The 12900-nt window shown below is 69.1% G+C and carries 14 protein-coding genes and 2 pseudogenes; 9 read left to right on the top strand and 7 right to left on the bottom strand.

Going from position 1 to position 12900, the window contains the following annotated elements; genetic code table 11:
* Together ACI2LP_RS13980 and ACI2LP_RS13975 are read left to right on the top strand one after the other, a co-directional pair.
* Positions 1 to 302 (top strand): tetratricopeptide repeat protein (locus ACI2LP_RS13980; RefSeq protein ID WP_404724761.1); only part of this gene is annotated, 302 nt, incomplete at its 5' end.
* A gap of 367 nt (positions 303 to 669) precedes the next feature.
* Positions 670 to 1602: a Ku protein gene (locus ACI2LP_RS13975; RefSeq protein WP_404724760.1), complete on the top strand. Its 933-nt coding sequence runs from the start codon at positions 670 to 672 to the stop codon at positions 1600 to 1602.
* A gap of 53 nt (positions 1603 to 1655) precedes the next feature.
* On the opposite strand, the gene ACI2LP_RS13970 is transcribed toward ACI2LP_RS13975, so the two are convergent.
* The 3 genes from ACI2LP_RS13970 to ACI2LP_RS13960 all read right to left on the bottom strand — a co-directional run bounded on the left by ACI2LP_RS13970 (position 1656) and on the right by ACI2LP_RS13960 (position 2950).
* Positions 1656 to 1943: a hypothetical protein gene (locus ACI2LP_RS13970; RefSeq protein WP_404724759.1), complete on the bottom strand. Its 288-nt coding sequence runs from the start codon at positions 1941 to 1943 to the stop codon at positions 1656 to 1658.
* 585 nt (positions 1944 to 2528) lie between these two features.
* On the bottom strand, positions 2529 to 2762 hold the full coding sequence (locus ACI2LP_RS13965) for a hypothetical protein (RefSeq protein WP_404724758.1): 234 nt from the start codon (positions 2760 to 2762) through the stop codon (positions 2529 to 2531).
* Positions 2762 to 2950 carry a hypothetical protein gene (locus ACI2LP_RS13960; protein WP_404724757.1) on the bottom strand — a complete coding sequence of 63 codons (189 nt, stop codon included), beginning with the start codon at positions 2948 to 2950 and terminating at the stop codon, positions 2762 to 2764. The genes ACI2LP_RS13965 and ACI2LP_RS13960 overlap by 1 nt, the downstream gene beginning before the upstream one ends.
* 130 nt (positions 2951 to 3080) lie before the next feature.
* Between ACI2LP_RS13960 and ACI2LP_RS13955 the strand changes: the two genes are divergently transcribed.
* From ACI2LP_RS13955 to ACI2LP_RS13925, 7 genes and pseudogenes are all read left to right on the top strand, one after another.
* A complete protein-coding gene (locus tag ACI2LP_RS13955; protein WP_404724756.1) occupies positions 3081 to 4292 on the top strand; it encodes a helix-turn-helix domain-containing protein in 1212 nt (403 codons plus the stop codon).
* Complete coding sequence (locus ACI2LP_RS13950; protein WP_404724755.1) at positions 4264 to 4710, top strand: GNAT family N-acetyltransferase; 447 nt, start codon at positions 4264 to 4266, stop codon at positions 4708 to 4710. The genes ACI2LP_RS13955 and ACI2LP_RS13950 overlap by 29 nt, the downstream gene beginning before the upstream one ends.
* A gap of 99 nt (positions 4711 to 4809) precedes the next feature.
* A pseudogene (locus ACI2LP_RS13945) lies at positions 4810 to 4938 on the top strand (EamA family transporter); the annotation flags it as partial.
* A gap of 293 nt (positions 4939 to 5231) precedes the next feature.
* A complete protein-coding gene (locus ACI2LP_RS13940; protein WP_404724754.1) occupies positions 5232 to 6503 on the top strand; it encodes a vanadium-dependent haloperoxidase in 1272 nt (423 codons plus the stop codon).
* Positions 6504 to 6821: 318 nt separating this feature from the next.
* On the top strand, positions 6822 to 7073 hold the full coding sequence (locus ACI2LP_RS13935) for a hypothetical protein (RefSeq protein ID WP_404724753.1): 252 nt from the start codon (positions 6822 to 6824) through the stop codon (positions 7071 to 7073).
* Positions 7074 to 7084: 11 nt separating this feature from the next.
* Positions 7085 to 8287: an SPFH domain-containing protein gene (locus tag ACI2LP_RS13930; RefSeq protein WP_404724752.1), complete on the top strand. Its 1203-nt coding sequence runs from the start codon at positions 7085 to 7087 to the stop codon at positions 8285 to 8287.
* A gap of 292 nt (positions 8288 to 8579) precedes the next feature.
* Complete coding sequence (locus ACI2LP_RS13925; RefSeq protein WP_404724751.1) at positions 8580 to 9356, top strand: DUF817 domain-containing protein; 777 nt, start codon at positions 8580 to 8582, stop codon at positions 9354 to 9356.
* Between the two features lie 131 nt (positions 9357 to 9487).
* Here ACI2LP_RS13925 and ACI2LP_RS13920 read toward each other — a convergent pair.
* The 4 genes and pseudogenes from ACI2LP_RS13920 to cbiQ all read right to left on the bottom strand — a co-directional run.
* Positions 9488 to 10067: pseudogene (locus ACI2LP_RS13920) on the bottom strand (SDR family NAD(P)-dependent oxidoreductase); the annotation flags it as partial.
* The gene (locus ACI2LP_RS13915; RefSeq protein WP_404724933.1) at positions 10064 to 11227 is read right to left on the bottom strand and encodes a serine hydrolase domain-containing protein; all 1164 of its coding nucleotides are present in this window, start codon (positions 11225 to 11227) and stop codon (positions 10064 to 10066) included. The pseudogene ACI2LP_RS13920 and the gene ACI2LP_RS13915, both read right to left, overlap by 4 nt.
* Before the next feature lie 167 nt (positions 11228 to 11394).
* A complete protein-coding gene (locus tag ACI2LP_RS13910) occupies positions 11395 to 12150 on the bottom strand; it encodes an energy-coupling factor ABC transporter ATP-binding protein (RefSeq protein WP_404724750.1) in 756 nt (251 codons plus the stop codon).
* Positions 12138 to 12899, bottom strand: a complete 762-nt coding sequence (cbiQ, locus tag ACI2LP_RS13905) for a cobalt ECF transporter T component CbiQ (RefSeq protein WP_404724749.1) — start codon at positions 12897 to 12899, stop codon at positions 12138 to 12140. Before cbiQ ends, ACI2LP_RS13910 begins: the two co-directional genes overlap by 13 nt.
* Position 12900 lies beyond the last annotated feature (1 nt).

Raw genomic sequence — 12900 nt, 5'->3', positions numbered from 1 at the left:
CCCGCAACAACCTGGCGAACTCCTATGCCGATGTCGGGCGTATCGAGGAGGCCCTCGCCCTGCGTGAGCGGGTGCTGGCCGACCGGGAGCGGGTCCTGGGCCCCGACCACCCCGACACCCTGCGCTCCCGCAACAACCTCATCGTCTCCTATGCCGATGTCGGGCGAATCGAGGAGGCCCTCGCCCTGGGCGAGCAGGTGCTGGCCGACTTCGAGCGGGTCCTCGGCCCCGACCACCCCAACACCCTCACCACCCGCAACAACCTCGCCAGTCTGCGGGCCCCTTCTCGAAGGGCCCTGTAGGGACTGACCTGCCTGGGCAGCGGACTACAACACGTGGCCGGGGGCGAGCACAGCGGCTCTCGCTGACATCAGGGTCCGCCAGCGGCACGCCTGCCCGGAACGGGTGCCAGAGCGGGCGGGTGGACCGCCGCAGCAGACGACGACGCAGCACCGTGGCGTGGTCCTCCTGGTGATCGGCGAGCTCTCCATAGGTGCGGCGCCAGTCGCGCTGAGCCTGCACCAGGTCGGGCGGAAAGGCGGTGTCGGCCATAGACCAGATTCAATCATGTGTTCGATTTCTTGCGCAGTGGACGCGCGTGTTATCGCTGCGCATGCTGTGGCCTTTGTGGCGTTTTACGCTGGTGCTCTCAGGTGGAGGAGGTTCCCCATGCCGAGGCCCGTGTGGAGCGGTGCGATCTCGTTTGGCCTGGTCACCATCCCCATCAAGGTGTTGCCCGCCACCGAGGACCGCTCGATCCACTTCCACCAGTACCACCTGGAAGACCAGGGCCGGATCCGCACCCGCAAGGTGTGCGAGCTCGACGGCAAGCAGCTGAGCAATGACGAAATCGGCAGAGGCTACGAGCTCTCCAGAGACACGCTCGTCGAGGTCACTGACGAAGACCTGGACAGCATGCCGCTGCCGACAGCGAAGGCCATCGACATCGTCGCGTTCGTGCCCGCCGACAGCATCGACCCGGTACGCATCGGCGACTCCTACTACCTGGCCGCCGACGGAGCCGTCGCCGCCAAGCCCTACGTGCTGCTGCGCAAGGCTCTGGAGCGCAGCGCGAAGGTCGCCGTCGCCAAGTTCGCCTGGCACAACCGGGAACGCCTCGGACTGTTGCGGATCAGAGAGGACGCGATCGTCCTTCACGCGATGCGCTGGCCCGACGAGATCCGCGACCCCACCGAACTCACACCGAAGACCATCGAGCTGGACGACTCCGCGATCGACTCCGCCGTCCGGCTCATGGAAGCCATGGCGGCCGACGACATCTCCGAATACACCGACCACTACCGCGAAGCCCTCGAAGAGATCATCCAGGCCAAGGCCGCGGGCAAGCAGCTGCCCAAGCCGGAGGGCGAGCCCGGGCCGGCCGGGCAAGTCGTCGACCTCATGGCCGCACTCAACGCCTCCGTGAAGGCGGCCAAGGAATCGCGCGGCCAAAGCGGCGAGAGCGCCACCGTGCACGAGATGCCGCAGAAGAAGGCCGCGAAGAAGACGACCACGGCCAAGAAAAGCGCTGCCGCCAAGAAGACCACGGCACGCAAGACGCCCGCGAAGAAGACCAGCGGCAGGAAGCCCAAGAGCGCCTGACTCCCCGGACAGGAGGCGGCACCCGCCCTGTCCGCCCACATGCAGCGCATGGCTCAGCCGACCTTGCCCAGCCGGGCAATCGCCCGCACCAGTGCCGCCACGTCATGAGCCGCTGCCGCCGACAGCACAAGACGCACCGCCCCGGACCCGTCCCCATTCGTCCTGGCCCGCCATTCGAGCCCCGTCGTATCGAATCCAGCCGCCGCCAACGCCGCCGCCAGCCCCCTCCCGGCGTCGGTCGCGTCCCGCCAGCCCGCGACGTAGTCCACCCCGCGAACCCAAACCACGTCGTCAGGATCGAACGGCTCGCTCTCGAAACCCGCGTCCTCTGGGTCATGCATCTGTCTCAAGTCCCTTCCCCGCGTACTGGCTTGACTGCGACCTTCAGGGGATCACCGATCGTGGGCACGACGGCGGCCCCGGTACCATCGGCACCAGGGTCCTGATCATGGGATTCCTTGCCGGACCACCCCGGTTGCTTCCAGGCGAGGGGTGGTCCGGTCTTCGTATGCGGTTGTGATGCGCGACCCTGACCCGAATCGGTCGCCGTGGGTGGTTCAAATGGCACGCAACCGGTCTATGAGAGCCGGAAGTTAGAAGCTGTGCGAGCAGGGATCACTGATCACCGCCAATGGCACGTACACAGCGATCCAGAAGACGACTATTCCGATGGCGCATAATCGCTGCCTCATCAGTCCGCACCGCCACTCTCAACCTGCGTCGCCCGGAAGAATGTGGTCGTTAGTGCGCGGAATCCCGTGTGCCCGGAACGGCCCGCGTGTTGTAAGCACCACACCTCTGGTGCCTCTTTGTCTTCAGCGGCTTCTGAGGATTCGCCGCACGTCGTGCATTCGGTCTCATAGATCGGCCCGCTCCCCGAGGTGTCAAGCTGCAAGACCCAGTTCACGAACCGCCACACTGTCCGCTCAGCCATTACGGCCGCCTTCCTTCCTGCTACCTCGCGCAGCCCTGCCGCGGTGTTCCACCGTCAGTACGTGGGCCGCATTCACCCGCAGCGAAGGGCCCGACTTGAAGATCAGCACCACCAGTGGGCCGCCTGAGGCGTACCGGCCAGAGCGCACCGCCTTGACCTCGCGCCAATGCCCGTGCGCGCTCACCCAGTCCCCGCGCTGCACCCTCAGCGCCATCACCTGAGCCATCACGCCTCACTCGGCGACTCGTCAGTGCCCAGGACCTGCACATCCTCTGGGCGCGCGTCCCACTCCCGACCGCCTTCCTTCGGGCGCATCTGAACGTATGGGCCAACGTGCCCCATCACTCGGCCGATCTCGTGCTGGCGGACGTCCAGCGCGAGTTCGCCCGTTTTCAGCGTCGTGTCCTCAGGCATGGCGATCTCCGTTTCACTATCCGTGATCAGTGCCTAGGAGTAGCGTTGCGGATGTGGATGGCCGGACCCGAGAGAATCCTGTCCGCTGCCGTCCGCAATGCTGTGGACACTGCGGACATGAGGACGCCCAATGGCCGAAGACGCATTCGGGGAAGCGTTACGACGGCTGCGCGGCAGCCGTTCAATTCGCGACGTAGCCCAACTCGCGAATTGCAGCAAGACGATGGTTGGCGACCTCGAGAACGGCAAGCGTCGCCCCACACCGCCACTCGCCGCAGCCCTGGACAAGGCGTTGGGAGCGCGCGGAGAGCTCGTCGCGCTTGCCGCTGTTCGGCCAGAGATGAGAGCCCTGGAGCAGGCCGCCGCCCTACAGCGCGGACTCTCTGACGCTCTTGCAGCCGGGGCTATGACGGATGCCGGGCTGGACGACTGGGAATACACCGTCGCCCGCTACGGCCGGGCAACCCGCTACCGTCCCGAAGGCGACCTACTGCCCGAGTTGATCAGCGACATAGCCGATCTACAACGTGTACTGACACATCGTCACCCGCCACCAGTCCGGCGCAGGCTCACGTTGGCTCTGGCCCAGATGTCCGGGCTCATGGCGCTCACGCTGCTGAAGCTTGGGGACCCGTCGAGTCGTGACTGGTGGCGCACGGGACGGGCCGCCGCGGCAGCAGCTGAAGACCGGGCGACTCTGTCATGGATCTACGCCCAGGAGGCGTACCAGCTCTACTACAGCCACGACATAGAGGGCGCCGTTGAACTGGCCTGCCGCGCTCAGCAACTGGCGGGCGGCCTGCCCTGCGTTGGCCCGGCTCTCGCTGCACCACTTGAAGCCCGCGCACACGCCCTACTGGGGCACAAGAACGAAGCGGCCGCCGCACTGACCAGTGCAGCGACAGCCCTGGAACGGCTCGACCCGGGCGACCGCATCGGGTCAGCGTTCGGATACTCCGAATCCCAGCTTCGGTTTCATTCAGGAAACGCGTGGACGCACCTGAAGGAGATCGGGCGAGCCAGGGACGAACAGGCCCGCGCGCTGGAGCTCTACCCCGCTGGAGACCACACAGACCGAGCCTTGATCTACCTGGATCAAGCGGCGTGCCTTGCATTCGAAGGCGATCTTGCAGGAGCCGCCACACTTGCGACCGACACCATCGTGAACCTCCCGTCGGCGCATCGCTCAGCCCTGATCATCTACCGAGCCCAAGAGCTGACGACTACTGTGCCGAAGGCACGACAGTCGGTGCAGGAAATGCGGGTACTGCGCGAGGTGTTGGCGCTGCCCCCGGGGAGAGGGACGGATGACGATGGTGACGATCGACCGGGCGACGCCTGAGGACGTAGCAGTGATCTCCGAGATCCTCGGGGAGATTGAGGCTTACTACGGTGGCGAAGCCCTTCCGGGCAGCGTCGACCAGATCACGGCCGCCCTCTTCGGCGATCACCCCGTCGCCACGGTTCTACTCGCTCGCGAAGCGTCGGAGGTGCTTGGCCTCGCCAGCTTCTCGTTCCTCTGGCCCGCCGCCGGAGCAGACACGTCCCTGTATCTGAAAGAGCTGTACGTACGTGAGCCCGCACGACGCCGCGGCATCGCGGGACTCTTCATGGCCGCGCTGAAGGATGCGGCCAGCGCCTCCGGATGTTCCCGCATCGAGTGGACCGCCGACGGTGACAACCCGCCCGCGTTGGCCTTCTACGAGGCCTACGGGGCGGAATCGCGCGGCGACAAGGTGTTCTACCGCATGGAGAAGTAGTCCGAGTCAGCCCGCCCAGCCTCGTCGTGAACCGTCGGCTCTGACTGCCCGCGCTCTCGACCCCTGCCCTGACCAGGCAACTAATTACTGCTTCAGCAACGCTTGACTTCGATCATCGTCGGCGCCGCGATCGGGGCGGTGTTCTTCAAGGAGAGGTTCGGCGGTCCGAGGATCGCGGCGGCGGGGCTGATGGTGGTGGGCATCGGTCTGATGCTGCGGGCGAGTTGATCGCCCTCAGCCGCCTTCGAGCGTCAGGAGCACATCAGTCGAAAGATCGCCGAGCAACCTCGCGATCGGGATCGGGATCGGGACTGCGACCGGATTGCGATCGGGATCGCCCGGCCCCACTCCTCACCGAAAGGCCCACGCCTTCCCCGAAAGTTCTGGACCTTACGGTCTGTAACCCTGGCCATGGGCGGGACGCGCTGCTGGGATCGGACCAATCGCTTCCGTGAACGCCGAGGTCGCAGGCATCCGGACTCCTTCGGCGTTCGGAGCGAACGATCCGTGAAGGAGTACGAGTGAATCCAGCGAAGACCCGCCGTAGGGCCCGTCCCCTCCGCACCACCGCGGTGGCGTTGGGCTCGGCCGCGTTCTTGGCCGCGTCCGCCACCGCAGCCCCCGTCGTGGCGGCCGAACAGCGGCCGCGTCCGTCCGTGGCGCTCGACTGGTACGACACCACGGCCGCGACCGTCGCGGCCGGCGGCGCCCAGACCCAGATCACCAACAGCCGTACCTGGGCGATCAGTTGGCTCGCGGCGGCGCGGGCCACCCGAACGGTGCCGTCCGGCGTCGCCCGGCGCGACTTCCAGGACGCCGCCGTGGCCTCCGCCGTGCACGACGCGCTGGTCAGCCTCGTCCCCTCCCGCGCCAAGGAGTTGGACGCCGCACTCGCCACGACACTGGGCCGCATTCCCGACGGTCCGGCCGAGACCCGCGGTGTGGCTGCCGGTGCCCGCGAGGCGCGGCTGGTGCTCGCGTCCCGGAAGGACGACGGCCTGGACCCGGCCTCGGTGAACAAGCCGTTCACTGTGCCGCCAGCGACAGCGGGAGTGTGGCAGCCGACCCCGCCCGCCTTCGCAGCCGCCCAGCAGAACGGCAACCGCTTCGCCAGGCCCTTCCTGCTGGAGAGGGCGGACCAGTTCCGGGTGCCCGCGCCGCCCGCCCTGGACTCCGCGCGCTACCGCACCGACCTGGCCGAGGTCCGTGCCTACGGTGCCGAGAACAGCACCCGACGCACCCAGCGACAGACCGAGACCGCCACCTTCTGGCTCGGCGGCTCGCTGCCGATGTTCACCGAGCCGCTGCGGGTGGCCGTGTCCCGGTCGTCGTCGTCCACAGCAGGGAAGGCCAGGCTGGTGGCCCTGTTCCACGTCGCCCTGGTGGACACGCAGATCGCCACGTCCGACAGCAAGTACACCTACCTGCGCTGGCGCCCGGTCACGGCCATCCGCACCGGCACGATCGACCCCGACCCCCAGTGGACGTCGCTGCACGCCGCACCGTCCCACCCCGAATACCCCAGCGGCCACAACACCTACGCCGGTGCGGCGGAGACGATCCTCTCGGTGCTCACCGCCTCGCGCACGCCGCCGTTCACGATGACCAGCCCCACCGCCCCGGGGGTGACCCGCACCTACACCTCCTGGCACCAGCTGTCCGAGGAGAACCTGGACGCGCGCGTGTTCTCGGGCATCCACACCCGCACGGCCGACGAGGTCGGCCTGGTCCTCGGCAAGCAGGTCGCGGCCCACTCCCTGCGCAACGCGGGACGGCTGTTCTGCCGGCTGTGAGCGCCGCCGGCACCTGACGACGGCCCCGGGACCGCCTGCACCGGCAGGCTGTCCCGGACACCGCTGGTGTCGGGCGACATCTCCCGTCGCCTCCGCCTCCAAGGCATCGCGAAGCTCCGTGCGAGCGCAGAGATGAGACGGTCCTGATCGTCAGCCGACGCGATGCAGGCGGGACACAGGCCACCGACCAGCGGTCTCCCTGGTGACCTGGGTCGGGCGTGTCCTGTTGGATCAAGGTGGGACCCCCCGAGGATAGGCCGATGATCCCAGCAGGACTAAGGTCTGAAAGAGGGAACAGAACGAGGGAGGCGGCCGCCAGTGGCACAGGACGAGGCCGTGATCGGCTGTCCGGGAGAGCTGCTTATCGGCACACGTGGTTCGGCCGGTCCCGGCGAGATTCTGGTGCGGGTCAGAGGCGGATCCGAGACATTCCTCGCCTGGTCCGAAGAACCCCTGCCGAGGGGCGCGACCGTGCTCGTGATCGGATCCCGTGGCAATCGCCACGTAGACGTCATCGAGTGGGCCGATCCGTTGGATGCGTTGGGCGGCGGCGCCGTCGGCGCTGGTTAAGGAGACGAACGATGTTCGGTTACCGAGTTCCCGCCCCCGACGAGGCGATGCTGATCTCGGGAGGCAGGCGTGGGCTGGGGGGTGCGCCGTTCCGTGTGGTGACAGGCCACGGCAAGTTCGTGCTCCCCATCTTCCGCAAGACCCGCTTCCTCACACTGTCGATGTGCGAGGCCGAGGTCACCGAGACCTGTGTCACCAGGCAGGGCATCGCACTCAACGTCCGCGCCGTGATCGCTTTCAAGGTCGGCAACGACACCGAGAGCATCATCAACGCAGGCCAGCGATTCCTCTCCGACCAGGACCAGATGTCGGTGCTGACCGGCCGGATCTTCGCCGGCCACCTGCGCGCCATCATCGGCTCGATGACGGTCGAGGAGATCGTCACCGAGCGGCAGAAGCTCGCGGCCGAGGTCCTGGACACGTCGAAGACCGAGATGGCCAAGATCGGTCTGATTGTGGACTCGCTGCAGATCCAGTCGATCGACGACGGAGACGTCGGCTACATCGACGCGATGTCGGCTCCGCACAAGGCGGCCATCCAGCGGCAGGCCCAGATCGCCCAGGCCCAGGCCACCCAGGCGTCGGTCGAGGCGCAGCAGGTGGCCGCGCGGAACCAGGCCGAATACGCCCGGCAGACCGCGGTGGTGCAGGCGGAGTACTCGGCGGAGGTGGACCGCGCACAGGCCAAGGCGGCGCAGGCCGGGCCGCTGGCGCAGGCGCACGCGCAGCAGGAGGTGCTCGCCGCGCAGACTGAGCTTGCCCAGCGCGCGGCCCAGCTCCGCCAGCAGCAGTTGGTGGCCGAGATCGTCAAGCCGGCCGAGGCCGAGGCTGAACGGATCAAGGTGCTGGCCGTGGCCGAGGCGGAGCGGATGAAGATCCAGGCCGAGGCCGCCGCCTCGTACGACCGGGTGGCGCTGGACCGGATGCTGATCGACCAGCTGCCGCAGATCGTGAAGGAGGCCGCGGGCGGCCTCGCCGGCGCGAATGTCAATGTGCTCAACGGCGCCGACGGCCTCGGCGAGATCGCGGCGGGCCTGGTCGGCCAGGGGCTGACGATCCTGGACTCGGTCAGGAAGAACCTGAGCGGTCCCGACAACCACCCGGAGAAGGGCAACGGTCGGCTCGGTCTTCCGCGCCTGGCGGCACCCGAGAAGGGCACGGAGAAGAAGGACGGCCCGGGCAAGCCGGCCCACGGCCAGGTCGTGATCGACTAGGTCCTGTCCGGTCGATCAGGCCGGATCAGTGAGCGGGGTCTGGTGCGTGCAGATGCAAGGCGGAGGAAGGAGCCGACGCGGAGCGTCGGCGACTGACGACAACGCGGCAGATGTGCGTGCCAGGGCGCGCGAACCCGGCAAGATCGGCCGGACAGGGCTTAGGTCCTGTCGTGACGGGGCGGCGCCCCGAGGACCGCGGCGGCGGGGCTGATGGTGGTGGGCATCGGCCCGATGCTGCGCGCGAGGTGAGGATCATCGAACCGCGCGGGGTGCTCCAGGCGTCTGTCCCGGCATGGGGATGATCTCGCGCTGCGCTCATCAGCTGATCCGCTTCGGCTGGCTGCAGGCCCGCTGCTGCGCCTTCGCGTTCGCGCTCGTCGGCGGCATCGCGGTCTCGCGGCTCCTGCCCGACGACCTGCCGATCGCCCGCTACGACCTGGTGCTGGTGTACGGGGTCCTGCTCGCGGTGCTGGCCAGGAAGGTCGGGTGGGACAGCGCCCGCGACACCGCGGTCATCGCCGGATGCCATCTGATCGGGCTGCTCTTCGAGCTGGTCAAGGTGCGGATGGGGTCCTGGAGTTACCCGGAGGATGCCCTGACCAAGGTCGCGGGCGTGCCGCTGTACGGCGGGTTTCTGTACGCGGCCGTGGGCAGTTACGTCTGCCGTGCCTGGCACCTGTTCGAACTGCGCCTGGACGGTTACCGGCCGCGGATCATGGCCGCCCTCGCCGGTGCGGTCTATCTGAACTTCTTCAGCCACCACTGGCTGCCCGACCTCCGCTGGGTGCTCGCCGTGCTGCTGCTGTGCGCAACCGCCGGGACGTTCGTGCGCTACCGCGTGGGCGCGCACAGCTACCGGATGCCGCTCGCCCTGTCGTTCGTGCTCATCGGGTTCTTCCTCTGGGTGGCGGAGAACATCGCGACGTACGCGGGCGCCTGGAGCTATCCGGACCAGCTCGGTGGCTGGCAGCCGGTGTCGGTGGCGAAGTTCGGGGCGTGGGCACTGCTGATAACCGTGACCTTCGTCCTGGCGGCCGGGCAGCGCCGCCAGACACCCCGACCGGCATAGCCGCGTTGTACAGACGCGCACCGTCACAAGCGGACTGTCAGAGGCGGGGCATAACCGCTCAGTCGCCCTCGACAGCCCGCATGAACGCCGTGTTCACCGCGAGCAGTCCGCCGTCCACACGCAGCGTCGTGCACGCCGCGCGCGGCCGCGTCGTCGGCCAGGGTGCGGGTCAGTGAGGCCAGGCCCGCCTTGGCCGCGCTGTAGGCGTGGTTGCCGAAGTCCTGCTCGGAGTTGATCGAGCCGATGTTGACGATCGCGCCGCGGCCGGACGCGGCCAGGTGCGGCAGCACGGCACCAATAAGAGGCGCGGCGTCAGCCGCTCCAGTGGAGCCGGTGCTTGCACCGGAGGAAGGCGCCGGTCAGGCAGATGTCGAGGTCCCGGTGCCAGGTCTCGTCCGGCTGGTCCTCGGAGAGCGGGGTGTCGAGGCTGTACGAGAAGGCGTTGTTGACCAGCACGTCGAGGGTGCCGAGGCGCTCGACGGCGTACGCGACGGCCGCTTCGACCGCCGTGCGGTCGCCCACGTCGCAGCCGAGGGAGTCGGCCCCCGGGATGTCCCCGGCGGACTTCGCGGCGCGCTCGGCGTCCACGTCGGTGACCAGGACGCGGGCCCCTTCGGAGGCCAGCCGCCGGTCGGTCGCCTCGCCGATTCCGCGCGCCGCGCCCGTGATCAGTACGCCGTGCCCCTCGAACCGTCTCGTCGCGCTGCTCAGAGCGCTGAACGTACCGCCCTGATCAGCGCCTGGGCCCGCGGATCCGCGGTAACGCCCTTGCGCAGACCGTTGGTTACGTAGCCGAGCGCGATCCCCGACTCGGGGTCGGCGAAGCCGAGCGAGCCGCCGCGGCCGGGGTGGCCGAAGGAGCCCGGGCCGAACAGCGGGGAGGCCGGACCGTGCAGCATGAAGCCGAGGCCGAAGCGGGTGGGCACGACCAGCACGCGGTCGGCTCCCGCCGACTCCTCAGTGCGGGCCAGGGTGAGCGTGGCGGGGGCGAAGAGCCGGCGTCCGCCGTCGACATCGCCGATGGTGGCTGCGTAGAAGCGGGCGAGCGCACGGGCGGTGGAGATGCCGTTGGACGCGGGGAGTTCGGCGGCGCGGTAGGCGGGGTCATTCTCGTCGGGGGCCGGGTCGATCGCCCCGAAGGCGCGCCGGGTGAGGGATTCGGGATCGCGGTAGGCCGCGGAGACGGCGGGCTTGGGGCGCAGCTTGAGGCCGCCGCCGTCCGCCGCCGCGGGCTCGTCGACCGGGCCGAGGCACCCCACCCGGTGTGCGTCGTCCTGCGGCAGCCCGATCCAGAAGTCCAGGCCGAGCGGGCGGGCGATCTCCTCGGCGACCCAGCGGCCTGTGGTGCGGCCCGTGAGGCGCCGTACCAGTTCGCCGAGCAGCCAGCTGTAGGTCTGGGCGTGGTAGCCGTGTGCCGTGCCCGGCTCCCAGGCGGGGCGCTGCGCGGCGAGCGCGGCCGGGCCGCTCACGCCGTCGGCGGCCTCGGCCGGGGTGAGCGGGCGGTCCAGGACAGGCAGCCCGGCGCGGTGCGAGAGCAGTTGGCGTACGACGACGCGCTCCTTGCCCGCCGCCTTGAACTCCGGCCAGTACGTGCCGACCGGGGCGTCCAGGTCGATCTGGCCGCGCTGGTGGAGCAGGAGGACGACGGCCGCGGCGATGCCCTTGGTCGCGGAGCGGACGATCTGCGCGGTGTCCACGGCCCAGGGCTCATGGCCGTCGACGTCCCTGGTGCCGGCCCACAGGTCGACGACCTTGCGGCCGTCCCGGTAGACGGCGACGGCGGCGCCGCGTTCGCCGCGCTGCTCGAAGTTGCGCAGGAAGGCGTCCTTGACCGGCTCGAAGCCCTGCGTCACTGTGCCCCGGACGTCCACTGCGCCTGCCCTTCCGCTCCCGCTCATCCCCCCATGGTGCAACGGGCCCCGCCGGACTTGACTCGCGGGTCAGCTCAGCGGGAGGGAGCAAGCCCGGCGACAGGGATCAAGCCCGGCGAGAGGACCAAGCCCGGCGAGAGGGACCACGAGAAGGATCACGAAAGGGTTCACAGCGAAACAGATGCGGGGTCGAAGCCGAACGGGAGCTCCAGTCGGTGCGCCCGCATCAGTTCCTCGTCGCCCAGCAGCTTCTGCGTCGCCCCGTCCGCCGCGATCACGCCCTCGCTGAGGATCACCGACCGCGGGCACAGCTCCAGCGCATACGGCAGGTCGTGCGTCACCATCAGCACGGTCACGTCCAACGACCGCAGGATGTCGGCCAGTTCACGCCGCGACGCCGGGTCCAGATTGGACGAGGGCTCGTCCAGCACCAGGATCTCCGGCTCCATCGCCAGCACCGTGGCGACCGCGACCCGGCGCCGCTGGCCGAAGGAGAGGTGGTGCGGGGGCCGGTCCGCGTACCGCTCCATGCCGACCCGGGTCAGCGCCGAGACGACCCGCGCCTCCAGCTCCGCGCCGCGCAGCCCCGCCGCCGCCGGGCCGAAGGCCACGTCCTCCCTGACCGTCGGCATGAAGAGCTGGTCGTCCGGGTCCTGGAAGACGATGCCCACCCGGCGGCGGATCTCCGCGAGGTTCGCCTTGGCGACCGGCAGGCCCGCGACCGAGACCGAGCCGACGCCGCCCGCGAGGATGCCGTTGAGATGCAGGACGAGCGTGGTCTTGCCGGCACCGTTGGGGCCGAGCAGGGCGACCCGCTCGCTGCGCCCGACCGTCAGGTCGACGCCGAAGAGCGCCTGGTGTCCGTCGGGGTAGGCGTAGGCGAGGCCGCTGACCTCAAGAGATGCGGTGGTCATAGGGTCCATCCCAGCAGACAGACGGCGAGAGCCGAGAGGGGGAGTGCGGCGGCGTACGTCCACTGCGCCCGGCTCGCGGTCACCTCGTCGATGACCGGCATGGTCCCGGCGTACCCGCGGCTGACCATCGCCAGATGGACCCGCTCACCGCGCTCGTAGGAGCGGATGAAGAGCGCGCCGGCGGACTTGCCGAGGACGCCCCAGTGCCGCACGCCCTTCGCCTCGAAACCGCGCGACCTGCGCGCAATCGACATACGGCGCATCTCGTCGGTGACGACATCGCCGTAGCGGATCATGAAGGACGCGATCTGGACCAGCATCGGCGGCAGTTTGAGCCGCTGCAGGCCGAGGAGCAGGGAGCGCAGCTCGGTCGTCGAGGCAAGGATCACCGAGGCGGCGACTCCGAGCGTGCCCTTGGCGAGGACGTTCCAGGCGCCCCACAGACCGGGGACGCTCACCGACAGGCCGAGGACGTGGACCTGCTCGCCGGGGACCACGAAGGGCATCAGGACCGCGAAGGCCACGAACGGGATCTCGATGAGCAGGCGCCGCAGCAGGAATCCGGCAGGGATACGGGCAACGACCGCGACCGCGGCGAGCAGCACCGCGTACAGAGCGAAGGCCCACATCACCTCGCGCGGCGTGCAGACCACGACGAGTACGAAGGCGAACACGGCCGCGAGCTTGCAGTGCGGCGGCAGTAGGTGGACCGGCGAGTGCCCGTGCCGGTAGAGCTTGTGCGTGTGGCCCGCGCCCATG

The organism is Streptomyces sp. NPDC019890 (assembly GCF_044903445.1).
Classification (GTDB): domain Bacteria; phylum Actinomycetota; class Actinomycetes; order Streptomycetales; family Streptomycetaceae; genus Streptomyces.
Note: the sequence above shows the minus strand (reverse complement) of the source record. Positions and strands in the feature narration are given on the sequence as shown.

What these genes read in the sequence shown, in the direction of transcription:
- ACI2LP_RS13975 (WP_404724760.1), top strand. Translation starts at nt 670, where the DNA reads ATGCCGAGGCCCGTGTGGAGCGGTGCGATCTCGTTTGGCCTGGTCACC.
- ACI2LP_RS13970 (WP_404724759.1), bottom strand. Translation starts at nt 1,943, where the DNA reads ATGCATGACCCAGAGGACGCGGGTTTCGAGAGCGAGCCGTTCGATCCT.
- ACI2LP_RS13950 (WP_404724755.1), top strand. Translation starts at nt 4,264, where the DNA reads ATGGTGACGATCGACCGGGCGACGCCTGAGGACGTAGCAGTGATCTCC.
- ACI2LP_RS13925 (WP_404724751.1), top strand. Translation starts at nt 8,580, where the DNA reads ATGGGGATGATCTCGCGCTGCGCTCATCAGCTGATCCGCTTCGGCTGG.
- ACI2LP_RS13960 (WP_404724757.1), bottom strand. Translation starts at nt 2,950, where the DNA reads ATGCCTGAGGACACGACGCTGAAAACGGGCGAACTCGCGCTGGACGTC.
- ACI2LP_RS13910 (WP_404724750.1), bottom strand. Translation starts at nt 12,150, where the DNA reads ATGGACCCTATGACCACCGCATCTCTTGAGGTCAGCGGCCTCGCCTAC.
- cbiQ (WP_404724749.1), bottom strand. Translation starts at nt 12,899, where the DNA reads ATGGGCGCGGGCCACACGCACAAGCTCTACCGGCACGGGCACTCGCCG.
- ACI2LP_RS13930 (WP_404724752.1), top strand. Translation starts at nt 7,085, where the DNA reads ATGTTCGGTTACCGAGTTCCCGCCCCCGACGAGGCGATGCTGATCTCG.
- ACI2LP_RS13965 (WP_404724758.1), bottom strand. Translation starts at nt 2,762, where the DNA reads ATGGCTCAGGTGATGGCGCTGAGGGTGCAGCGCGGGGACTGGGTGAGC.
- ACI2LP_RS13955 (WP_404724756.1), top strand. Translation starts at nt 3,081, where the DNA reads ATGGCCGAAGACGCATTCGGGGAAGCGTTACGACGGCTGCGCGGCAGC.